This window comes from Kribbella amoyensis (genome assembly GCF_007828865.1).
In the GTDB taxonomy this organism is placed as follows: Bacteria; Actinomycetota; Actinomycetes; order Propionibacteriales; family Kribbellaceae; genus Kribbella; species Kribbella amoyensis.
This window is the reverse complement of the sequence record NZ_VIVK01000001.1, coordinates 5543268-5565925: the sequence shown is the minus strand read 5'-3', so window position 1 is coordinate 5565925 and position 22658 is coordinate 5543268. Positions and strand designations below refer to the sequence as shown.

At 70.1% G+C, this 22658-nt stretch carries 23 protein-coding genes; 13 read left to right on the top strand and 10 right to left on the bottom strand.

The genetic code is table 11. From position 1 onward, the window contains the following. Positions 1-98: 98 nt before the first annotated feature. From FB561_RS26005 to FB561_RS25970, 8 genes are all read left to right on the top strand, one after another. Positions 99-1424: an MFS transporter gene (locus FB561_RS26005; protein WP_145811135.1), complete on the top strand. Its 1326-nt coding sequence runs from the start codon at positions 99-101 to the stop codon at positions 1422-1424. Beyond that, positions 1421-2836, top strand: coding sequence for a pyridoxal phosphate-dependent decarboxylase family protein (locus FB561_RS26000; RefSeq protein WP_145811134.1), 1416 nt, complete (start codon positions 1421-1423; stop codon positions 2834-2836). Before FB561_RS26005 ends, FB561_RS26000 begins: the two co-directional genes overlap by 4 nt. Positions 2837-2925: 89 nt before the next feature. Next, a complete protein-coding gene (locus FB561_RS25995; RefSeq protein ID WP_145811133.1) occupies positions 2926-3894 on the top strand; it encodes a Dyp-type peroxidase in 969 nt (322 codons plus the stop codon). A gap of 73 nt (positions 3895-3967) precedes the next feature. Continuing rightward, on the top strand, positions 3968-5503 hold the full coding sequence (locus FB561_RS25990) for an ATP-dependent DNA ligase (RefSeq protein WP_145811132.1): 1536 nt from the start codon (positions 3968-3970) through the stop codon (positions 5501-5503). Continuing rightward, positions 5500-6177: a class I SAM-dependent methyltransferase gene (locus FB561_RS25985; protein ID WP_145811131.1), complete on the top strand. Its 678-nt coding sequence runs from the start codon at positions 5500-5502 to the stop codon at positions 6175-6177. Before FB561_RS25990 ends, FB561_RS25985 begins: the two co-directional genes overlap by 4 nt. Before the next feature lie 83 nt (positions 6178-6260). Next, entirely contained in the window at positions 6261-7133 is an 873-nt protein-coding gene (locus tag FB561_RS25980) for a helix-turn-helix domain-containing protein (protein WP_145811130.1), read from the top strand. Positions 7134-7192: 59 nt separating this feature from the next. After that, the gene (locus FB561_RS25975) at positions 7193-7489 is read left to right on the top strand and encodes a hypothetical protein (protein WP_145811129.1); all 297 of its coding nucleotides are present in this window, start codon (positions 7193-7195) and stop codon (positions 7487-7489) included. 145 nt (positions 7490-7634) lie between these two features. After that, positions 7635-8228: a hypothetical protein gene (locus FB561_RS25970; protein WP_145811128.1), complete on the top strand. Its 594-nt coding sequence runs from the start codon at positions 7635-7637 to the stop codon at positions 8226-8228. A gap of 202 nt (positions 8229-8430) precedes the next feature. Here the strand turns inward: FB561_RS25970 and FB561_RS25965 are convergent, their stop codons facing one another. Further along, positions 8431-9120: a response regulator gene (locus tag FB561_RS25965; RefSeq protein ID WP_475422033.1), complete on the bottom strand. Its 690-nt coding sequence runs from the start codon at positions 9118-9120 to the stop codon at positions 8431-8433. Between the two features lie 110 nt (positions 9121-9230). Here FB561_RS25965 and FB561_RS25960 point away from each other — a divergent pair, with 110 nt between their 5' ends. Beyond that, positions 9231-9788 carry a pyridoxamine 5'-phosphate oxidase family protein gene (locus tag FB561_RS25960; RefSeq protein ID WP_145811127.1) on the top strand — a complete coding sequence of 186 codons (558 nt, stop codon included), beginning with the start codon at positions 9231-9233 and terminating at the stop codon, positions 9786-9788. 13 nt (positions 9789-9801) lie between these two features. Here FB561_RS25960 and FB561_RS37990 read toward each other — a convergent pair whose 3' ends face one another. Next, the gene (locus tag FB561_RS37990; RefSeq protein ID WP_170284768.1) at positions 9802-10656 is read right to left on the bottom strand and encodes a universal stress protein; all 855 of its coding nucleotides are present in this window, start codon (positions 10654-10656) and stop codon (positions 9802-9804) included. 175 nt (positions 10657-10831) lie between these two features. On the opposite strand from FB561_RS37990, the gene FB561_RS25950 reads away from it, so the two are divergent. After that, positions 10832-12574 carry a sensor histidine kinase gene (locus tag FB561_RS25950; RefSeq protein ID WP_145811125.1) on the top strand — a complete coding sequence of 581 codons (1743 nt, stop codon included), beginning with the start codon at positions 10832-10834 and terminating at the stop codon, positions 12572-12574. On the opposite strand, the gene FB561_RS37985 is transcribed toward FB561_RS25950, so the two are convergent. Together FB561_RS37985 and FB561_RS25945 are read right to left on the bottom strand one after the other, a co-directional pair. Next, positions 12575-12724, bottom strand: coding sequence for a hypothetical protein (locus FB561_RS37985; protein ID WP_170284767.1), 150 nt, complete (start codon positions 12722-12724; stop codon positions 12575-12577). A 57-nt stretch (positions 12725-12781) separates the two neighbouring features. Continuing rightward, complete coding sequence (locus tag FB561_RS25945; protein WP_145811124.1) at positions 12782-13852, bottom strand: glycosyltransferase family 2 protein; 1071 nt, start codon at positions 13850-13852, stop codon at positions 12782-12784. A 175-nt stretch (positions 13853-14027) separates the two neighbouring features. Here FB561_RS25945 and FB561_RS25940 point away from each other — a divergent pair, with 175 nt between their 5' ends. Further along, positions 14028-14885, top strand: coding sequence for an LLM class flavin-dependent oxidoreductase (locus FB561_RS25940; RefSeq protein ID WP_145811123.1), 858 nt, complete (start codon positions 14028-14030; stop codon positions 14883-14885). 124 nt (positions 14886-15009) lie between these two features. Here the strand turns inward: FB561_RS25940 and FB561_RS25930 are convergent, their stop codons facing one another. The 4 genes from FB561_RS25930 to FB561_RS25915 are packed head-to-tail and all read right to left on the bottom strand — an operon-like array spanning position 15010 to position 19075. After that, entirely contained in the window at positions 15010-15276 is a 267-nt protein-coding gene (locus FB561_RS25930) for a hypothetical protein (protein ID WP_145811122.1), read from the bottom strand. 9 nt (positions 15277-15285) lie between these two features. After that, a complete protein-coding gene (locus tag FB561_RS25925; protein ID WP_145811121.1) occupies positions 15286-16788 on the bottom strand; it encodes an FAD-binding oxidoreductase in 1503 nt (500 codons plus the stop codon). Further along, positions 16785-18008, bottom strand: a complete 1224-nt coding sequence (locus tag FB561_RS25920; RefSeq protein ID WP_145811120.1) for a (Fe-S)-binding protein — start codon at positions 18006-18008, stop codon at positions 16785-16787. Before FB561_RS25920 ends, FB561_RS25925 begins: the two co-directional genes overlap by 4 nt. A 14-nt stretch (positions 18009-18022) precedes the next feature. Beyond that, entirely contained in the window at positions 18023-19075 is a 1053-nt protein-coding gene (locus tag FB561_RS25915; protein ID WP_202880738.1) for an LLM class flavin-dependent oxidoreductase, read from the bottom strand. Between the two features lie 171 nt (positions 19076-19246). Here FB561_RS25915 and FB561_RS25910 point away from each other — a divergent pair, with 171 nt between their 5' ends. Then, positions 19247-19912, top strand: a complete 666-nt coding sequence (locus tag FB561_RS25910) for a VOC family protein (protein WP_170284766.1) — start codon at positions 19247-19249, stop codon at positions 19910-19912. Here FB561_RS25910 and FB561_RS25905 read toward each other — a convergent pair. Together FB561_RS25905 and FB561_RS25900 are read right to left on the bottom strand one after the other, a co-directional pair. Continuing rightward, positions 19909-20607 (bottom strand): NADPH-dependent F420 reductase, encoded by a 699-nt coding sequence (locus FB561_RS25905; RefSeq protein ID WP_145811118.1) that lies wholly within the window; start codon positions 20605-20607, stop codon positions 19909-19911. The genes FB561_RS25910 and FB561_RS25905 overlap by 4 nt on opposite strands. A gap of 3 nt (positions 20608-20610) precedes the next feature. Continuing rightward, positions 20611-21642, bottom strand: coding sequence for an LLM class flavin-dependent oxidoreductase (locus tag FB561_RS25900; RefSeq protein WP_145811117.1), 1032 nt, complete (start codon positions 21640-21642; stop codon positions 20611-20613). Between the two features lie 257 nt (positions 21643-21899). Here FB561_RS25900 and FB561_RS25895 point away from each other — a divergent pair, with 257 nt between their 5' ends. Then, on the top strand, positions 21900-22655 hold the full coding sequence (locus FB561_RS25895) for an arsenate reductase/protein-tyrosine-phosphatase family protein (RefSeq protein ID WP_272952568.1): 756 nt from the start codon (positions 21900-21902) through the stop codon (positions 22653-22655). The last annotated feature ends 3 nt before the right edge of the window (positions 22656-22658 follow it).

Below are 22658 nucleotides of genomic sequence, written 5' to 3'. Positions count from 1 at the left end.
AATCCGGTGCGGTGACGGGCTGGTGCTCGGAGATTCGGGCCGACCCGGCTGTGGACGACCGGATCCACGAACGGCTCCGAACCTGGCATGCTTCCGCCATGTCCGCCGCACCGCTGCCCCGTCGAGTGCGGATCGGGTATGCACTCGGTTCGGTCGCGACCGGGTCGTTCGGCACGGTGCCCGGGTTGCTGCTGCTCCCCTACCTCACCGACACGCTCGGCATCGCGGCCGCGCTCGCGGGCCTCATCGTTTTGTTGCCCAAGGCATTGGACGTGCTGCTGAACCCGGTGGCCGGCCGGATCAGCGACCGCCACGTCTCGCCGCTCGGACCACGGCGCCCGTTCCTGCTCCGAGGCGGTCTCGCCCTCGCTGCGTGTTTCGCGGTGCTGTTCGCCGCCCCCGCGTTCGACTCGAAGGTGGCCGGCGCGTCCTGGGTGCTGCTCGCGTTCGTCGGCTGCGCGACGGCGTACGCGTTCTTCCAGGTGCCGTACATCGCGATGCCGGCCGAGATCACCGGCGACTACACCGAGCGCACCCGGCTGATGTCCTGGCGGGTCGCGTTCCTCACCCTGGCGATCCTGATCAGCGGCGGCGCCTCCCCCGCGATCCGGGACGCGATCGGCGGCCGGGACGGCTACCGCGCCATGGGTCTCACCGTCGCCGCCCTGCTCGTCCTCGGCACGGTCGGCGCGTACTACGGGACGCGGCGGGCTCCGATCGGTCCGGCTCAGGAGACCACCGGGACCCTCCGGGACCAGCTTCGCGTGGTCGCGCAGGCGGCCGACTTCCGCTGGCTGTTGTCGACCTTGATGCTGCAGGCGCTCGCGATCGGTTCGATGCTCGCCGGGATCGACTACCTGGCCCGGTACGTCCTCGGCGATCCGGGGGCCGCGTCGATCGGGTTCGTCTGCGTCGTCGGTCCGGCGCTGCTGGTGAGCCCGTTGTGGCTTGCCTTCGGCAACAAGTTCGGCAAGAAGACCGGGTACGCCGCCGCGTCGGCGGTCCTGGGTCTCGGTGCGATCGCGCTGACCGCGGCCAACCACCTGCCCGCGTGGTGCGTATACGCCGCGACCGGGATCGTCGGGATCGGCTTCACCGGCGCCCAGGTGTTCCCGCTCGCGATGTTGCCCGACGTCGCCGCGGTGGACGCCGCGCGGAGCGGGGTACGCCGGGCCGGTGTGTTCACGGGGATCTGGACCGCGGGCGAGACGCTCGGGCTCGCTCTGGGCCCCGGCGTCTACGCGCTCGTCCTCGCCGCGGGCGGGTACGTCTCGTCCACGGACCAGGCCGCCGTGCAGCCCGGCTCGGCGGTGACCGCGATCGTGCTCGGGCTGTCCGTGGTCCCTGCTGTGCTCATCGCGATCAGCTTCTTCACCTTGTCCCGCTACCGGCTCACGCCCGAGGAAGTCCTGGAGGCCCGATGACCGACGTCCTGGCCCGCTTGCGGGAACTGCAGCAGGCGGACCTGCCGACCCACGGCGGCAGCACGCTCGCCTACGTGTACGACTCGGGTCTCGCCGAGGCCGACGAGCTCGGCCGGCAGGCGCTCGCGTTGTACGGGGCGACGAACGGGCTCGACCCGACCGTGTTCCCGAGCCTGCGCGCCTTGGAGAACGAGCTCGTCGGCTGGGCGGCTCGGCTCCTTCGCGGTCCGGATGCCGTGGGGACCGTGACGTCCGGTGGGACCGAGTCGGTCCTCCTGGCCGTGCAGGCTGCTCGGGACGCCTCCCCCGGCATCACCTCGCCAAGCATGGTCCTGCCGTCGACGGCGCATGCCGCGTTCCACAAGGCCGCGCACTACTTCGGCGTCCGCGCCGTGGTCGTGGATGTCGACCCGGCCACGTTCCGCGCGAAGCCGGCGGAAATGGCGGCCGCTTGCGACGACACCACGGTGCTCCTGGTGGCCGGCGCCCCGTCGTACGCGCATGGCGTGGTCGATCCGGTCGAGGAGATCGCGGCGCTGGCGGCGGACCGGGGAATCAGGTGTCACGTCGACGCGTGCATCGGCGGGTGGGTGCTCCCGTACCTGCGGCTCGACGGGGTCGAGGTGCCCGCGTTCGACTTCACGGTGCCGGGCGTGACCAGCGTGTCGGTCGACCTGCACAAGTACGCGTACACCCCGAAGGGCGCCTCGATCCTGCTGCACCGCGATCCGGGACTGCGGCGGGCCCAGTTCTTCGCGAGCGCGGACTGGCCCGGGTACACGATGCTGAACTCGACCCTGCAGTCCACCAAGTCGGGGGCTCCGCTCGCTGCTGCGTGGACGGTGGTCCGGCACATCGGCGACGACGGGTACCGGCGGCTCGCGCGCACCGCGTACGACGCGACCCGGAAGCTGGCCGAGTCGGCCGGGGCCATCGACGGGTTGACGGTGATCGCCGAGCCGGCCACGACGCTGGTGGCGTTGCGGAGTGACGAGCGGGCGGACGTGTTCACGATCGCGGACGAGCTGGTGGCGCTCGGCTGGTTCGTCCAACCCCAGTTGAGCTTCCGCGACCAGGGCCCGTCCCTGCACCTGACGGTCAGCGCGGCGACGGCGGATCGGCTCGACGAGCTCCTGGACGCGTTGGCCAAGGCGACCCGGGCAGCGCAGGAGGCAGGGCCCGTTCAGGTGCAACCGGAGCTCGCTCAGGCAGCCGCGGCGCTGGATCCGGCGACGCTCGACGACGCTGCGTTCGACGGCCTGCTGACGATCGCGGGACTCGGCGACACCGCCGCGACTGGCACGTTGCCGGCCCGGATGGCGCCCGTGAACGCGCTGCTCGACGTCGCTCCCCCACGCTTGCGGGAGGCGTTGCTCATCGCGTTCCTGGATCGGCTGATGCGACCGTCCTGAGTGACCGACGACCGACCCCGGGTGCCCGCGAGGTCGGCGTCCTGCTGCATCCTGACGCTGGAATCACCGCACGAACAGAGGAGACCTTCATGGTGACCGATCCGACTCCTGGTCCGACCGCCTCGACCCGCGTCCTCCCGCAGTCCGTCCTGATGCCGCTGACCGGGTCCGCGATCTTCCTGGTGGTGCGGATCGAGCCAGGCGGTGAGGCGACCACGCGGGATCTGCTCGAGCGCGTCACCGGACTCACCCGGTCGGTCGGCTTCCGGGTGCCGGCCGGCAACCTGTCCTGCGTCACCAGCATCGGCTCCGACGTCTGGGACCGGTTGTTCGCCGGACCCCGGCCGCGGAAACTGCACCCGTTCGCCGAGCTCGACGGCGGCAAGCACAAGGCCGTGTCGACACCTGGCGACCTGCTCTTCCACATCCGCGCGGCGCACCTGGACCAGTGCTTCGAGCTGGCCACCCAGATCATGAAAGAGCTCGACGGGGCCGCCACCGTGGTCGACGAGGTGCACGGGTTCAAGTACTTCGAGATGCGGGACCTGCTCGGCTTCGTCGACGGCACCGAGAACCCGGCCGGTACGGAGGCCGCCGAGGCGGTGCTGATCGGCACGGAGGATCCGGAGTTCGCGGGCGGCAGCTACGTGATCGTGCAGAAGTACCTGCACGACATGAAGGCGTGGAACGCGCTCACCGTCGAGCAGCAGGAGCTGGTCATCGGCCGGACCAAGCTGGAGGACATCGAGCTGCACGACGACGTGAAGCCGAGCAACGCGCACATCGCGCTCAACGTGATCGAGGACGACGACGGCAACGAGCTGCAGATCCTGCGCGACAACATGCCGTTCGGGACCGTCGGCTCGGAGGAGTTCGGCACGTACTTCATCGGGTACGCGAAGGACCCGGGCGTGACCGAGCTGATGCTACGGCGGATGTTCCTGGGCGAGCCGGCCGGCAACTACGACCGCATCCTCGACTTCTCCACCGCGGTCACCGGCACGTTGTTCTTCACGCCCACCGCCGAGTTCCTCGACGAGCTGCCGGACGCTCCCTGACCACGGCGTACCGACGCCCGCACGGACAGCGAAATCCCCCGGAACTGTCGGTGCGATCGGCAACACTGGACCCATGTTGCTAGCCGAGGTGGTCGCCACTTCGACCGCGTTGAGCCAGACCCGGTCACGCCGGGCGAAGGCCGACCTGATCGCGTCCCTGCTGACCACGGCCACCGATCCGGTGGAGACCGAGATCGTCGTGACGTACCTGTCCGGCGAGTTGCGGCAGCGCCGGACCGGCGTCGGTTGGCGCACGCTGGCCGACGCGGCCGGGCCGGCCGAGAGCACGTCACTCACGGTCGAGGAGGTCGACCGGGCGTTCGGCGAGCTGGCCGAGATCTCGGGTGCGGGTTCGCAGGCACGTCGGCGGGAGGCGGTCGACGCGTTGTTCGGCCGGGCGACCGAGGACGAGCAGCGGTTCCTCCGGTTCCTGGTCAGTGGTGAGCTGCGGCAGGGAGCGCTCGACGGCGTGATGGCCGACGCGGTCGCCAAGGCCACCGGGATAGGTCTCGACAAGATCCGGGCCGCGACGATGCTCCGTGGCGCGGCCGCACCGGTGGCCGTCGCCGTGCTGACCGAGGGCGAGGCGGGGCTGGACCAGTTCGGTCTCGAGGTCGGTCGCGGGGTCCAGCCGATGCTGGCCCAGTCGGCGACCGGTGTGGCCGAGGCGATGACGAAGACGGGCGCGCCGGCCGCGATCGAGTGGAAGCTGGACGGCATCCGGATCCAGGCCCACCGCGACGGTGACACGGTGGTCGTCTACACCCGGACGCTCGACGACATCACCAACCGCGTCCCCGAGGTGGTCGACGCCGTCCGCGCGCTCAAGGCCGAGCAGATCGTGCTCGACGGCGAGCTGATCGCGCTCCGCCCGGGCGGACGGCCCGAGCCCTTCCAGGTCACGGGTTCCCGGACGGCGACCCGGGCGGCGACCGGGCCCGAGACGGTGCCGCTGACGCCGTACTTCTTCGACATCCTGCACGTCGACGGCCAGGACCTGCTCGGCCTCGACGGCGCCGAGCGGTACGAGTGGCTGCGCAAGGTGGTCCCCGAGGAGCAGCGGATCCCGCGCCTCGTCACCGCGGACCCGGAAGCCGGTCAGGAGTTCTTCGCCGACGCAGTCCGCCGGGGCCACGAGGGCGTGATGGTGAAGTCGCTGACCGTTCCGTACGAGGCGGGCCGGCGCGGGTCGGGCTGGGTCAAGGTGAAGCAGACCCACACCCTCGACCTGGTCGTGCTCGCCGCGGAGTGGGGTCATGGCCGCCGGACCGGCTGGCTGTCCAACCTCCACCTCGGCGCGCGGGACGAGGCCACCGGCGAGTTCGTGATGCTGGGCAAGACGTTCAAGGGGCTCACCGACGAGCTGCTCCGCTGGCAGACCGAGCGGTTCCAGCAGCTCGCGGTCCGGCGGGACGACTACACCGTCTACCTGCGCCCGGAGATCGTGGTCGAGATCGCGTTCGACGGGGTGCAGACCTCGCCGCGCTATCCGGCCGGGATGGCCCTCCGGTTCGCGAGAGTACTGCGGTACCGCGAGGACAAGGCCGCGAGCGAGGCTGACACCGTGCAGTCGGTCCGCGCCATCCACCAACCCGAAGAGGACCGATGAGCCCCGAAGACCCCGCTGTCGTCTCCCGCCGGATCGCCCGGGAGTCGCTGACCAAGGACGATCCGACCGGCTGGTTCGAGGAGCTGTACGCCGCCGCCGAGAACGGCCAGGCCGTCGTCCCGTGGGACCGCGGTGCGGCCAACGCGCTGCTCACCGACTGGATCGAGACCGCCGGGCCGGACGGTACGGGCAAGACCGCGCTCGTGGTCGGTGCCGGCACCGGGTGGGACGCGGAGCTGGTCGCCGACCTCGGCTACGCCACCACCGCGTTCGACATCTCACCGTCGGCGGTCGAGGCGGCGAAGCGAGCGCATCCGGACTCCAAGGCCGAGTACGTGGTGGCCGACCTGCTGGATCCGCCGGCCGAGTGGCATCGCGCGTTCGACCTGGTGGTGGAGATCTACACGGTCCAGGCGTTGCCGATCTCGCTCCAGGCGAACGCGACCAAGCAGGTCGGCGAGCAGGTCCGGCCCGGCGGGACGCTGCTGGTGATCGCGTCCGCACGGCCCGAGGGCCTCGCGGACGACGACGTCGAGGGGCCGCCGTGGCCGCTGACCCGGGCCGCCGTCGAGGCCTTCGCGCTCGACGACCTGCGGCTGATCCAGCTCGACGAGACCCCGCACCCGACCGAACCGTCACTGTTCCGCTGGCGGGCTGAGTACCTGCGCGACTGAGCTCCGCGCGGGCCCTCGGTAGACCCCGGCCGCGCTCCGGGATCGATTCGAACATAGGTTCGAAAATGAGGTAGACTGGCCGCATGGCCGGGCGAAGCGAGCCGGGGCCGACGGCTCTGCGCATCATGCTGGGCGCGCACTTGCGGCAACTGCGGGAGCGCGCCGGAGTCAGCCGGTCCCAGGCCGGCTGGGCGATCCGCGGCTCGGAGTCGAAGATCAGCCGGCTGGAGCTCGGCCGGGTCGGCTTCAAGGAGCGCGACGTCCGCGACCTGCTCACGCTGTACGGCGTGACCGACGAGGCCGAGCGGGATCGGCTGGTCCAGCTCGGCCGCGACGCGAACAACCGCGGCTGGTGGCATCAGTACAGCGACGTCACCCCGGACTGGTTCGACGCGTACCTCGGGCTGGAGGCGGCGGCCACCTTGATCCGCACGTACGAGATCCAGTTCGTGCCCGGCCTGCTGCAGATCCCCGAGTACACGCGGGCCGTCGCGCGGCTGACTCCCGGTGGCGCGGATCGGTCCGCGAGCGAGGTGGAGCAGATCGTCGAGCTGCGCCGGACGCGTCAGCAGGTGCTGCGCCGGGATCGGCCGCTCAAGCTGTGGGCGGTCGTCGAGGAGTCGGTCCTGCGGCGCCCGATCGGTGGCGCCGACGTCCTGCGGGCCCAGCTCGCCGCGTTGCTCGAAGCGATCCAGCTGCCGAACGTCACCCTCCAGGTCATCCCGACCGGTAGTTCGGGGCACCCGGCGACCGGTGGAGCCTTCAGCGTGCTCCGGTTCCCCGAGGCCGATCTCCCGGACGTCGTCTACCTCGAGCACCTCACCAGCGCGATCTACCTCGACAAACGCGACGACGTCGACGCGTACACCCACATCCTCGACACCCTCGCCGCCACCGTTCCCCCACCGGGCGAGACGGAGCACCTGCTGACCGAGACGCTCGCCGAGGTCGGCTGATCCGGCGCGCGCGTGCATAAGTTTTGGTGAACCTTCCACCTCGGGGGCACCGGCGGGCGATGAAACGGTTATGCGCTGCGCTGCTGATCGGACTCCTGATCGCGATCATGCCGACCGGGATCGCCGAGGCGGTCGGCGGCGATGAAATCGGAGCTGGGGTCTCGGCGGCGAGTCCTTCGCCTTCGTTGGGGTCGACACCGCAACCCGGGGTCGAGCAATCGGGGGACAACGACGGGGACGCGGCCGACTTCTCGCAGGTCCCGTTGGCTTTCGCGGGGTTGGCGATCGTGGTGATCGTGCTCGGGTCGGTCGCGTTCTACCTGCGGCGACGACAGCGGAGCGGATCGAACTCTTGACAGTTCGTGGTCGACTGACGACGATGTGTCACGTCATCCGCCCGTGACAAGGTTGTCAGTGCCGCCTGCCAGGCCGGCGACCGCTCCGCCCCCGGTGTACTCACGGGCTGCTGTTCCGTGCAGTGAGGACCCGGAAGGACACCCGATGAAACCGATCGCCCCTCGAGTGGCGGTGGTGTTCGCGGCAGTGGCGGCCACCGTGCTCGGCTCGATTCCCGCCGCGTCGGCCGCCGAGCCGCTCGCGACCCCGCGCACCGAGACCACCCAGCTCGCGGCCCCGAGCGCGCATCAGCAGATCACCGACGAGCACGCTGCCGACGAGCACACCGGGGACGGGCACGGCGTGGAGCTCGGCCCGGCCGCCAAGATCGCGCCGAAGCCGGCGAAGCTACTCGGCTGGGACCCGCCGAACCCGCGCTCGTACACGATCACCGCGTCCTGCGCCCAGTGGGCCGGCGAGATCCGGCAGGGCGCCGCCGCGTGGAACGGCCTCACCGAAGGCGGTGGGACTCCGGTCTCCTGTCAGACCTCGTACATCACCGACTGCGGCGGCACCGGCGCGATCATCGGCTGCAACTACGGCTCCGGCCAGCGCATCACGCTGGTCCCGACCGCGACCGGCCAGATCGCGCTGCTCGCCGCCCACGAGTTCGGCCACGACTGGTACGGCCACTCCGGCAGCGGCTGCGCCAACTGGAACAGCCCGGCCGACGTGATGCGGACCACCATCTGCGGCTGACCGAAGACCTGCGGCATCCGCCGGGCGCAGGGTCCTGGCGGATGCCGCAGCTTGTACTTGGAGCAGGCCGCGACCTTGGTCGTACCGCCGGCCGCGGCTGATGGTGGCCGAGGCCAGGTGGATCTGGGACTTTCGGCCCTGGTGAGCCGGACGCGTCGTCCGGGACCCTGGAGCCCTGATGGAGTGGTTCGGGTTCCGGGGGTCAGCGCGACGGGCGGCGTCTGGACCGCTCGACGGCGTAGATGGCCGCCTCGGTCCGCCGGTCCATCTCCAGTTTGCGGAGCAACCCGGACACGTAGTTCTTCACCGTCTTCTCGGCCAGGAACAGCGCCTCCGCGATCTGCCGATTGGTCTTGCCCTCGGCAATCAGATCGAGAATCTTCTTCTCCTGCGCGGTCAACGACTTGTACCGCGGGTCGTCGTCCTCCACCACGGGACTCCGCAACCGCTCCAGGACCGCGGTCGTCATCGCCGGATCCAGCAGCGACTCCCCCGCCGCCAACCGCCGCACCGCGCCGACCAGGTCCGTCCCGCTCACCTGTTTCAGCAGGTACCCCGCGGCGCCGGCCATGATCGCGGTGAACAACGCCTCGTCGTCGGAGAAGGAGGTCAGCATCAGGCAGGCCGGCGGGTGGTCCATCATCGAGCGGATGTCGCGGCAGACGGAGATCCCGTCGCCGTCGGGCAGTCGCACGTCGAGCACGGCCACCTGCGGGCTCAGGGCCGGGATCCGCGCGATCGCCTGCGCCGCGGTCGAGGCGTCACCGATCACCTCGATGTCCGGTTCGGCTTCCAGCAGCTGACGCAGCCCGAGCCGCACCACCTCGTGGTCGTCGAGCAGGAACACCTTGATCGTCGTCATCTCGCGCCGCTCCCAGTGTCGCGTGGTCACTCATCGCTCACCCTAGACCGCGAACGGCGTTCCGCAAGGCCGAACCCATCCCCAGTACGTCCATCGCGCCGGAGCAGACAGCGCCCCGGCGCCCGACCAGGAGCCGCCCGATGACCAAGGCCTCGAGCACCCCTCCCCTGTCCAGCACCCTCACCGACTCCCCGGAACATGTCGACGGCAACGAGTTCGGGTCCGCGTTGCTCGCACCTGACCAGGAAGCGGCGACTCCGTTGCCCGAGGCCCGGACCGAGGTGGATGCCAACGGGCTGGAGATCCTCGATCCGGCGGAGTGCCTGCGCCTGCTGGCGACCAGGGCGATGGGCCGGCTCGTGTTCACCCGGGACGCCCTCCCCGCGGTCCGGCTCGCGACCTTCGCCGTCGAGCAGGGCGGCCTGATCTTCGCGACCGCCGACGACGACCGGTATCGGGCAGCGGAGCGTGGTGACGTGGTCGCGTTCGAGGTGGACGACATCGACGAGGACGAGGGGCTCGGCTGGCGGGTCACCGTCGTCGGCCGGTTGGCACCGATCGACCCGGAGCAGGCCGCTCCGCTGATCCCCTTGCTCCCGGTCCGTGCCTGGGCTCCGATCGGCGAGCGTCAACTCGTCCGGCTCACGATCGAGTCGTACGACGGCCGCCGCCTCGCCTCCAGGCCGGACGAGACCTGACCGGGAAACCGGATCAGTTCGCAGCCGCCCCGGAGTGGGCGGCCGCGTGGTGCGGTACGACGGCCAGCGGGCTGTTCATCGACACCACGGACCGGCGTGCGCCCGGATCCCCGATCGGCAGCAGGCCGGCCGGGGTACCGATCACGACGAGCCCGGCCTGGTGCCCTTCCTCGACGAGCACGTCGGCCACGGGTCGCGTGGTGAGGAACCGCGTCAGCTTCACCTGCGGATAACGGCTCCCCCAGTCGGCGAGCGTCTCGGCCACGCTCAGCTCCTCGCCGGACCGCGGCTCGGGCGGTACCAGCGACAGGTGCCGCGGAGTGTGCTGCGAATGCACCAACGTGAGGTCGCCGCCACGATCCGCGGCCGCCCGCATCGCGAACTCGACCGCCTCCAACGACATCGCGGTGCCGTCCACCCCGACCGAGATCCGCCGGTCCAGGTCCGACGGCCGCCACCCACTCGGTACGACGAGCACCGGGCAGCCCGTACGGGTCGCGAGGAAGAGGTCACCGTGTGCGGTGACCAGACGTTGCGGCCCACGCAGCGGCGTCCGGCCGATGACGAGCAACCTGGCGTGCTGCGCGGTCTCGGCGAGCACCTTCAACCGGGATCCACGAGCCAGCAGCGTAGTGATCGCGACACCGCTCCCGGTGAGTTCGCGGACCCATCTGGCCGCCGACCGGAGGTTGTCGGTCGGAGTCGGTCCCTCGGTCTCGGTGAAGCCGAACGGCTGCGTCGGCGCGACCAGGACCAGTTCGGCCCCGGTCCGCAGCGCCTCGTGGCTCGCGTACTCGACCACGCGCCGACCGGCCGGCGTACCGTCGACCTCGACGACGATCGGGCCACTCCGCGTCCACCTCACCATTCGCACTCTCCCTTCCGAGTCAGGATCCCGGGACGGGGGGTGTTCGCAGCAGTGCCGCCGGTCTCCACCTGGAGGGTCGAAGGCAGTCGGCGGACGGGACTTTCGGCCGTTGCGGCCCGGACGCGACCCGCCGGGGTAGTTCCCAAACGCGGCCGGGCTTCGTACGGTGGACCGCATGGCCGGCCGCGAACGCAGGGTGACCTGGGACGAGGGGGCGCTGGAGTTCGCCAGCCTGTCGCGGGTCCGCCTGGACGCCTTGCTGGAAGAGCTGCTCGGCCGGGTCGACGAGATCATGGAGTCGCAGGAACGGCTGCGCGCCCTGTTCGACGCGGTGGTGGCGATCGGCGCCGATCTCGACCTGAACAGCACTCTGGACCGGATCGTCACCGCGGCCTGCGACCTGGTCGGCGCGAAGTACGGCGCCCTCGGGGTGGTCGGGCGGGACGGCCGCCGGTTCGCGCGGTTCATCACGCACGGGATCAGCCCGGAGGAGCAGGCGAGGATCGGGCCGCTGCCGGAGGGCCACGGTCTGCTCGGACTGCTGGTCGAGGATCCCGAGCCGCTGCGGCTGGCCGATCTGGCCAAGCACCCGAGCTCGTACGGCTTCCCGCCGAACCACCCGCCGATGCGGTCGTTCCTCGGCGTCCCGATCCGCAGCCGGGACCATGCCTACGGCAACCTTTATCTGACCGAGAAGGCGGACGGGGCCGAGTTCACCGCCGACGACGAGCGGGCCGTGACCGCGCTGGCGATGGCGGCGGGCGTGGTGATCGACAACGCCGGGCTGTTCGCCGAGTCGGAGCGCCGGCGCCGCTGGCACGAGGTGACGGCCGAGATCACCCAGGCGGTCCTCGGCGACGTCGACCAGGGCGAGGCGCTGCAGCTCATCGCCGGCCGCGCCCGCGAGGTGTCCGAGTCGCTGCTCGGCGCGGTGCTGCTGGTCGACGGGGACGATCTGGTGATCGAGGCGGTCGACGGGCCCCGGGAGTACCTGCCCTATCTCGGCCGGCGGCTGCCGGTGGACCGGCCGATCCTCGGCGACGTCCTCCGCGGCGACGAGCAGGTGGTGATCGACGATCTCGCCCAGCTCATCGAGCAACGGGGCCGCAGCGCCGACCTGCCCGAGCTGACCACCCTCGGCCGGACCTTGCTCTCGCCGCTCCCCCGCGGGACGAACAGCAGTGGGGGTCTGCTCATCGTCGCCGCCCGGCGAGGCGAGAGCGTGGTGGTCGGGAACGAGCTGATGCAGATGTTCGCGAACCAGGCGACGCTCGCCTTGGACCGGGCCCAGGCGCAGCGCAACGAGTCCACCCTCGCCGTGCTGGAGGATCGCGACCGGATCGCCCGCGACCTGCACGACCTGGTGATCCAGCGACTGTTCGCGACCGGGCTGCAACTCCAGGGCATGCACCGGATGGTCGAGCCCGAGGTCCAGGAGCGGATCACCCGGGCGGTCGAGGACATCGACGCCACGATCCGCGACCTGCGTACCGCGATCTTCGAGCTCCACCACCAACCGGGGCGCAGCTCGCTCCGTGCCGACCTGCAGAGCCTGGTCGACGAGTACGCGGCCCCGCTGGGATTCCGGCCGCGGCTGACGTGCATCGGTCCGGTGGACAGCGCCGTCCCGCCGATCGTGCGGCCGCAGATCCTCGCCGCGGTGCGGGAGTCGTTGTCGAACGTGGTCCGGCATGCGAAGGCGAGTGCCGTCGAGGTGGAGGTCGGTGTCAGCAGCGACGCGGTCACCGCGCGGGTGTCCGACGACGGCATCGGGATCCAGGACACCGAGCGGCAGAGCGGACTGCGGAACCTCCGGGAACGGGCCGAGAGACTGGGTGGCGCCGTGCGGCTGATGACGAATCAGCCGCACGGCACCGTGCTGGAGCTGCGCGCGCCTCTCGCCGCGCAGACCAGCTGATCAGGAGGAGCGCTTCGGCAGCAGCTTCAGCAGCGCGAGGCCGACGAAGATCAGGGCGAAGCCGGCCACCACCCAGGCGAGGGTGTTGGTGGCGGCGCCGGTCGCCGCGAGGGTGCCGCCGGTCGTGGTGGTGCTGGTCGGTCCGTACATCGGTTCTGGTTCCCCGTTTCCTGGGTGTGAGGGTGATCGTGCGGTGAAAGGTTGTGTTCAGTTGTCAGTGGCAACGACGACGTGGTGCCACCGTGCCTCGGTCCGGCGCAGGACGTCCCACGCCGAACGGATCAGGACGACCTGCAGGAAGAGGTCGTAGGCCCACTCGACGACCATCGTCAGCGCGAGCGCCATGGCCCGGGGACCGCGCCGGCTGACGGTGACGACGCGCTCGACGACGAAGATCAGGCCGACCGCGAACCACAGCGGCCGGAACTCGAACCCGTGGTGGATCGTGAGCGCGGTGAGCAGCAGGAACAGCCACATCGCGACGACCCCGATCCCCATGCCGACCTGCTGCAGGGCGTACGGGGCGGTGACGCGGGTGAGGCCGTAGGTCTTGAGGTTCTCCAGGGCCCCGCGCTGCCAGCGGATCCGCTGCCGCCACAGGTCGCCCCAGGTCGGCATCACCTCGGTCTCGACCCGGCACTCGGCCGGGGAGACGCAGCGGTAGCCGAGGGTCTTGATCGCGAGCGTGATCTCGTTGTCCTCGGTCAGCGCGGTGGTGTCGTACACCTTGCCGGCCGGGCCGGGCAGCGTCCGGCCGCGGGTCGCGGCGATCTGCCGCAGGACGTCGACGCGGTGCAGAGTGGCCGTGCCGGTGAGGACATGGGCGCGGCCGCGGCGGCGGTCGATCTCCCGGGCGTACCGGGCGTACTCGTTACGCTGAAGCGCGCCGATCAGGCCCGCGCCGGCCTCGCCCCAGAAGACGCCGCCGACGGCGCCGACGGACGGGTCGGCGAGCTCGGCGGCCGCGGTCTCCAGGAAGGTAGGGGACAAGGTGCCGTCGGCATCCATCACCAGGACCAGATCGGCCGGGTCCAGCAGGTCGAGCAGAACGGCGAGGGCCTGGTTCAGGCCGCCGGCCTTCTTGTCCCGGTTGCGGACGGTCTCAAAGACCTCCACACCGGCGGCGCGGGCGACCGCCGCGGTCCCGTCGGTGCAGTTGTCCGCGACCACGATGATCCGGTCCGCCGGGCGACCCTGCTCCCGCAGTGACGCCAGCGCCGCCGGCAACGAGCGCTCCTCGTTGTGTGCCGGGACCAGGACCACGATCCTGCCTGCCATCAGCTCCCCGTTTCGCTGTGTCGAGATGACCAAGTGTTCAACTAACTGAGAGTGTTCATCATCGAGCAGATCCTGGGAAAGTGACCACGGTAAGTATTCGGTTGGGACTTTGGGCCCTAACCCGTGGGCGGAACTTCCTTGCGGTCCCCCGGTCCGGTGCAGCACGATCCTGGGCGTGCGCTTCTCGATCAACCTGCCCAACTTCGGCGACTTCGCCGACGCCGCCGCCGTGGTCACCGTGGCCCGTGCCGCCGAGGAGGCCGGCTGGGACGCCGTCTTCGTCTGGGACCACGTCGTCCACGACAAGGAACGCCGGCGCGGTCAGCCCTTCGCCGACCCGTGGATGCTGCTGACCGCGGCCGCGCTGGCGACCACCCGGGTACGCCTCGGCCCGCTGGTCACCCCGGTCGCCCGGCGCAGACCCGAGCAGCTGGCTCGCCAGGTCGCGACCCTCGATGCCATCAGCAACGGCCGGGTGATCTTCGGCGCCGGACTCGGTGGCCCGATCGAGGACGAGTTCGGCAGCTTCGGCGAACCGACCGACCCGGTCCTGCTGGCCGAGAAGCTGGACGAGGGACTCGGGCTGCTCCAGCGGTACTGGTCAGGTGAGCGCGTCGACCACGAGGGACCGCACTACCGGGTCCGCGACGTCACGTTGCTCCCGGCCACGGTCCAGCAACCGCATCCCCCGATCTGGGTCGGCGGCTTCTGGCCCAACCAGCGCCCGTTCCGCCGAGCCGCCCGGTACCAGGGCGCCGTCCCCCTCTTCAAGAACGCCCGCCACGGCGAGGTCCCCAGTACCGACGACGTCCGCGCGGTCGCGGCGTACCTCACCAGGCACCGCGAGAGCGACGCCGCGTACGACCTGGTCATCGGCGGCGCGACGAACCCGTCCGACGCCGCGTCGATCATCGGGCCCCTCGCCGAAGCCGGCGCAACCTGGTGGGACGAACGCCAACTCCAAACCAGCGAAAACCTCCACAACCTCGACGCAGTGCTGGCCCGCGTCGAGGCAGGACCACCGGTCGTCTGAGGTCTCGGTCCAGGCAGAACTCGTGGCCTTCGGGGTCGGTCATGACGATGTGGCCTGCGCTCTGGAGGTGACGGCTCATCGCGAGGCACTCAGTTCTCGGCAGTCGTCCGGTCCGCGCCGGCGGTCAGTCGCCGGGCGGGTTGCCGTCCTCGTCGAGTCCGAGCTCCGGCATGCCGAGGACCTTGTCGGCGAAATGCCGGTGCATCCACGCCAGGTGGTCCCACCGGCTGTCGATGATCCGGTGCGTGTCCCAGGCCGGCAGGTCCTGCTGCGGAAAGAGCGTCATCTTGGCCGGATCCACCTCGTAGACCTGGTCGAACCGCATCACCACGTCGTCGGTGATCCGCCGGGCGGCGGGTGGTCTCTGCGCCGAGAGCCGGAAGCCGAACATGGGATCTCCTCAGTCCTCGTAGGCCTGATCGAGCAGGTACTTGCCCGGGTTCATCACGTTGTTCGGATCCAGCGTCCGCTTGATCTTCTTCATCACGTCGAACGCACCGCCCAGCTCCTGCGGGACGTAGTCCACGTCGCCCGCCCGGCTCGCCCCGTGGCACGCGCTGATCGAGCCGCCGTACTTCAGCGTGACTTCGGTGATCTCGCGCTTGCAGTTCAGCCAGGCCGCCCAGCCCTCGTCGTCGAGCCGCTGCTCCCAGATGCCGATGTCGATCTCGACCAGGTAGTCGCCCCACGGCTTGTAAGCCCCGTTGGTGTAGGCGAAGATCCCCCAGTCGTCGAAGATGCCGTACCGCTCGATGTACCGGTCGGCGATCGCGTGCCATTCCTCGTGGACCTGCGGCAGCACGCTGTAGTTCAGCGCCGCGTCCTCGCAGTGCCACGACATCGGCACCACCTCGCCGCTCCGGAGCCGCCCGTGCAGCGGGATCGCGTACCGGTCGTGGCGCGCCGCCCAGTCACCCTGGCTCACCTCGTCGCCGAGGTACGTCCCCCCGCTCTCCCGCCCGATCCGCATGATCTCGCGCGCCGCCGGGACCACCTCGGCCTCGTTGCCGTACATCGCGACCGCCACCACGCTCTTCAGCCAGTCCGGCTGCTCGATGTACGCCTCGTCGTCGCGGCGCAGGTACGCGAGCTTCCACTCGTCGAACAGCACCACCCCGGCCAGCGTCGCGAACCCGGACCGCGCCAACGCCCCGGTACTGCGCCACGCGGTGTCGTAGTCGCGGTACCCGAAGAACGCCGCGAACTCGGCTTGCGGCCGCGGGACCAGTTCGAGGGTCGCCTCGGTGACCACGCCCAGCGTGCCCTCGTGCCCAAAGAACAACGGTTTGAGCGTGAACCCGGTCGATGCCTTGCGCACCTTCCGGCCACCGCCCTCGCCGATCCGGACCACCTCGCCGGTCGGCAACACCACCTCGAGCGAGCAGACCAGGTCGCGGGTGTGGCCGTACCGCGCGCCGATCAGCGACCAGCCGCTGGTCCCGATCCGGCCGCCGATCATCGAGCACGGGTAGCTCGCCGGGTCGTCCGGGAACATCACGCCGTGCGGCTGGAGCACCTCGTTGAGCTTCAGCATGTTGAGCCCGGGTTGCACGGTCACGGTCCGGTCGAGCAGGTCGATCTCGCGGATCTCGTTCATCCGCTTCACGTCCAGCAGGATCCCGCCGTTCAGCGGGGTCGCCCCGTCGGTCAGCCCGGTCCCGGCCGCGCGGGGAACGACCGGGAGCTTGCGCCGGTTCGCGAGCCTGACGATCTCGGCGACCTGCTCGGTGGTCCGCGGCAGCACCACGACGTCGGGGACGTGCTCGTGCCACCGATGCACCGGGAACGGCGCCGGGACCCTGGTCCGGTTCCACCTCGCCGACTTGCCGGTCAGGACCCCGTCCGGACCCAGGATGCCGACCAGTTCGTCGTACACCGCGTCGGAGATCGCTCGCTCGGTCATGGCGTCACCTCGAGCCCGGCCGACTCGGCCACCAGTTCCATCAGGTCGCGGACCTCGATCCGCGGCTCCCGGTGCTCGCCGGCTTCGGTGAGTGGGCGTTCCGACCAGACGCACGCGCTGACCAGCAGGTCGACGTCCAGTTGCGCCGCTCGGTCGAGCCGCTGGCCGCTGATCGCCCGGGTGAGTTCGGGTCGCTCGATGCTCAGACCGGCGCCCGCCCCCGAGCAGTACGCCCACTGCGTGACGTGGTCGACGTCGCGGAAGTCCAGGCCCGGAATCGCCCGCAGGATCTCGCGAGGTGATTGGTGGATCCCCTTGCGCTTGTTGAGCCGACAGGGGTCGTGGTACGTCGCGACGCGCTCGATCGGCTTGCTGAGTTGGAGTTTCCCGTCCCGGACCAGCTCGGCCACGAGTTCGGTGATGTGCACGATCTCGAACTCGTACGCCGGACCGAAGTACCGCGGGTAGTCCTCGGTGAAGGTGATGTAGTCGTGCGGGTCGAGCGTGATGATCCGGCGCGCGCCGATCGCCCGCCAGTCGGCCACGTTGTGCTCGGCGAACTCGCGGGACTGCGCCACGTACCCCATTTCGGCTGCGGGTCCGCCACAACACCACTGCTCGCGCATCAGTCCGAACTCGACCCCACCCGCTCTCAGGATCAGGGCGACCGCGCGCGGCAGCGAAGTACGGTAGAACGCTGCCTCGCAGTCGACGAACAAGATCGTCTCGCCGCCGGCTTCCAGGCCGAGCCCTTCGGCCCACTTCGCCACGTTCTCCTGGGACACCGGGACGTCGAGCACCGGTTCGTTCTTCCGGTCGACCGTGGCCTCGACCCAGCGCTTCCAGTTCGGCTGCTCGAGACCGGATTCCACGGCCAGGGCCCGCATCGCCTTGACCACGTCGACTGTGCGCGTCCGGGCTCGGTAGAAGTCGCCGGCCATCAACGTGTTGGGGCAGCGCAACTCGCAGGCGCCGCACTGGGTGCAGTGGACGTAGTCCTCGGCGACGTCCGCGACCGTCAGCCCGCCCTGCTCCATCGCGACGATGTTCGCGTGGAAGGCGGTCGGCGAGTGATTCTCGTTCCGGGTGACCTGCATGACCGGGCACACGTTCCGGCAGAACTTGTGGCCCGAGCTGAAGCAGTTGTACGCCGGATCGCGCCACTGCTCGACGAACTCCCGCTGCGCGTCGCCCGCTTCCGTGCTCTCGTCCGAACTCATGGCAACCTCCGGCGTCACGCGAGTTCGGGCATCACCTTGTCGTGGATGAGGCGTAGCTGTCCCTGCACGTCCGGGACGCCGGTGATCTCCTTGCCGCTGAACGCCTTCACCATCATCGGGTCGGTGACCGCGGCGATGATGTGGTTGACGCCGGTGGGCAGGATGTCGCTCTTCAGCTTGGCGACGCACTCCTCCGGCGTCCCGGACACCGACAGCGTGTCCGCCAGCTCCGGGGTGGTGAGCTCGATCGCGCGGTCGATCTGGCCCGCGCCGAGCGCGTCGATGATCGGTTGCAGGTCGTCGCGGTTCAGGCCGTGCCGGGCGAGCTGGCTGGCCGGCATCGAGGAGATGTAGAAGCCGACCATGATCCGGGCCGCCCGCTTGGCCGCCTCGGAGTCCTCGGCCACCGCGAACACCACCCAGGCCCCGAGGTCGAAGTCGTCCAGGCTGCGGCCGGACTTGTCCAGCCCGAGCCGGACGTGCTCGGCGACGTACTCGTAGTTCTCCCGCGAGTACCCGAGCGCGTGGTGCATGCCGTCGGCGATCTCGCCCGCGACCTCGAACGAGCGCGGACCGCCCATCGCGCCCATCTTCAACGGGATCCGCTCCTGCACCGGCCGCGCGAACGTGAACAGCCCGGAGTACTGGAAGAACTCGCCGTCGAAGGTGATCGCGCCCTCGTCCAGGAAGCGCCGCATCACTTCCATCCCCTCCCGGACCCGGGCCAGCGGCTTCGTCTGCGTCCAGTCGATCTGGTACTGGGCGAGCAGGCCGAGGTTGCCGAAGCTGACCACCGCCTCCGCCCGGCCGCCGGACAGTTCGTCCAGGGTTGCGAGCATCTGGCAGATGTGGGTCGGCTCGCGCAGGATCACGTGCGTGACGTTGGGTCCGAGCCGGATGTTCCTGGTCTTGTCCGCGGCGGCGGCGAACAACAACCACATGTCCTTGTGCCAGGTCTCGTCGACGCTGTACGCGGCGTAGAAGCCCAACTCGTCCGCGGTCCTGATCATGTCGATGCAGTCCGCGAGCGGATAGTCGGGAAGCTGGACGTAGCTGAACCGCACCATCGCTGCTCCTCTCACTGCCGAGCGCGAGGGGCGGCAGCGCGAGGGGCGACGGACTGTCTGGCTCGGACCCCGATCCGATCCATTTCACTGTAGCCAGCGGATCGCGGCTTTGTCTCTGCCTCGCCGATTCGCCTTGACAGGCTCCGGCAAACGTTTGCCATGATGGCGGGCGTGATCTACGAACTGAACCACGTCGGGGCCAGGATCAGCGACCTGGAGGCCAGTTTGGCCTTCTACACCGAGCAGATCGGCGCCGAGGTGGTCGACCGGATCGTGATGGGCGACGGCCGCGTCGACCGTGTGCACGTGCAGATCGCGACCGGCCTGGTCGAGTTGCTGCACAGCCGGGACGCGGCGGCGCCGGACGCGACATACGGACTGGATCACGTCGGCTTCATGACCGACGACCTGGACGGCGACTTCGCCCGGCTGACCGAGGCGGGGTACGCCGCGCTGTCGGAGCCGAGGACGGCGAGCAGCGGGCAGGGGCGGCTCGCGTTCCTGGCCGATCCGAACGGGGTCCGCGTCGAGCTTCTGCAGCGCTCGGAGGAGTTCCGGGTCCCGCCGATCACGTCCGGGCCGGCCGAGCGCCTGGCCTTCGTCGCGTTGGCGGCGCCCGATCTCGACGCGGCGATCGAGTTCTACGGGAACCAGCTCGGGATGGAGCGGTGGACGCCGGACGGGGCGGACGAGGCGGTGTACTTCCGGCTCGGCACCGACGCGGTGAAGCTGAGCCCGTCGTACTTGCTGACCGTCGACCACCTCGGTCTGGCGACGGCCGAATCCCGCGCGGACGCCTACGATCCGGACGGGATCCAGCTCACCTTCGTCGCTTAGACCGGCTCGCCGCTGGTCGCTCGGGCCTCGGCGACGGCCTGGCCGCGAGGTGTGGCGGGGAACCGTTCGAGCATCGCGCGGATCTCGGCGGCGTCGACGTTCGCGCCGAACAACTCGGTCGCCGGCTCCAGCCGCATCCCCTCGGCCAGCGGCCCGGCGATGACCGGATCGAACCCGAGCGCGTCCACGATCGCCGCGACCTCTTCCGCGGCGCCAGGCTCCCCCGCGACCGCGATCGCCTTGCGATCCAACGCTCCAGCCGGCCGCGCGCCGTCCTCGAGATCGTGGTAGCCCATGTGGTTGAACGCCTTCACCACCCGGGACCCGGGCAGGAACGCCTGGACGATCTCGCTGGACGACGTGCGCGGGTCGGTCAGGTCGTCACGGATCCCGTCGACCTCCCACCAGTAGTTCATCGCGTCGATCACGAGCTTGCCGCGCAGTTCCTCGGCCGGGATGCTCCGGTGCTTGCCGAGCGGCAGCGCCAGGATCACCACGTCCGCCTGCTCGACCGCGTCGGCTGCCGTGGTGGCGATCGCGCCGGGCGTGACCACCTCGACGATCAGCGCGATCTTGCCGACCTCACCGGAGCCCGCGATCAGCACGCGGTACCCGGCCGCGACCGCGAGGCGGGCCAGGACGGTACCGACCTTGCCGGCGCCGAGGATCGCGAGAGTGGTTCCGCTGGTCGTCATCGGTCAGCCCGCCACGATCTCGCGGACCATCGGGATGACCTTGCTGCCGTACAGCTCGACCGCCTTCAGCCGGGCACTGACCGGGAGCGGTCCCGCGGTGTAGATCAGGTCGAACCGGCCGACCCCGAGCTTCTTCACGGCCGCCGCGATCCGGCGAGCCACGGTCTCCGGCGACCCGACGTACAACGACCCGTGCTCGACCTCGGAGTCGAACTCCTCCCGGCGCACCGGCGGCCAGCCGCGCAGCGCACCGATCCGGTCCCGCATCACCTTGTACCGCGGGTAGTACAGCTCCTTCGCTTCCTCATCGGTGTCCGCGATGAAGCCCGGCGAGTGCATGCCGACCGGGTGCGCGACGGTACCGAACTGCTCGGCCGCGCGACGGTACAGGTCGAGGTACGGGCCGAAGCGGTCCGGGGCTCCCCCGATGATCGCGAGCATCAGCGGCAACCCGTAGTACGCGGTCCGCACCACCGACTGCGGTGATCCGCCGACCCCGACCCAGGTCGCCAACCGGCCGGACTCGGTCTTGGGGTACACGTCCGCGTTGTCGAGTGCGGCGCGCGTGGTGCCGTTCCAGTTCACCGGCTTCTCGTCGAGCAACTGGACGAACAGTTGCAGCTTCTCCTCGAACAGGGTGTCGTAGTCCTTCAGGTCGTACCCGAACAGCGGGAACGACTCCGTGAACGACCCGCGCCCGAGGATCACCTCGGCCCGCCCGTTCGACAACGCGTCCACGGTCGAGAACCGCTGGAACACCCGGACCGGATCGTCCGAGCTCAGCACGGTCACCCCGGACCCGAGCTTGATCCGCGAGGTCCGCGCCGCGATCCCGGCCAGCACCGTCTCCGGCGTCGAGATCGAGTACTCCGGCCGGTGGTGCTCCCCCAGCGCGATCGCATCGACCCCGAGCTCGTCGGCCAGCACGGCCTCGTCGACCACCTGCCGAATCGCCGCCGCGTCCGTGATCAGCTTCCCGTCGTCACCCTCCGGGATGTCACCGAACGTATCGAGCCCGAACACAAGGTCGGTCATGAGCCCATCTCTCCATCCGTCGTTCCTGTCACCCAGCAAGTCTAGGTTGACACGTCAACGTCGGGGTGGGCGGGCTCTATTCCACGACTGTCCGGAACTCACCTCGGCGTCTGCGCGAACGCCCACTCCCCGCTGACGCCGATGGCGGGTTGTTGGATGACTGCCGTGCTGCAGCATGGCCATCGGTCCAACAACCCGCCAGCCGCCCCACTACCTGAGGTCTTTCCATCAACTGGAGTTGATGTATTGTCGGGAGGGTGGGCGACGGTGCGCTTCCTGGGTTCGTTCGGTTGGCGGGGCATCCGGTGCGGTGGCTGCTGATGACCGAGTTGGCGCGGAGTGATCTGCGGGTGCGTGAGCTGGTCGGGATCGTGGACGAGCCGCAGAACCTTGTCTCGTACCACCTCAAACTCCTGCGCGACGGCGGCCTGGTGACGTCGCGGCGGAGCAGCTTCGACGGGCGGGACACCTACTACCACCTCGACCTCGCCCGCTGCGCCGAGGAACTCGAAGACCTAGGCACCGCTCTCCATCCAGCGCTCCGCATGACCCCCGTACCAACACCGCCACCTCGCAAGACCACAGGATCGAGTGTGCTCTTCGTCTGCAGCGGCAACAGCGCGCGCTCGCCCATCGCCGAGGCCCTGCTCCGCCACCACGCCGGCACCCACCTCCGCGTGGCCAGCGCCGGTACCAAGCCGAAGGACGCCGTCCATCCCCACGCGGTTCGCGTACTACGCGAGCACTACGACCTCGACATCACAAGGCAGCGACCTCGCGCGATCGGCTCCGCCGAGCGGACCCGATTCGGCCACACGATCACCTTGTGCGACAAGGCGCGCGAGGCTCTTCCCCCGACGAACGGGCAGCGGGCGCACTGGAGCATCCCCGATCCCGCGGCCGGTCGTCGGAAGGACCTGTACCCGGAGTTCGTCGCGGTGGCGGCCGAGATCGATGCCCGGGTCCGTCAGCTTTTACCGAGCCTCAGTACCACTGGAGACCAGGAGGACTGAATC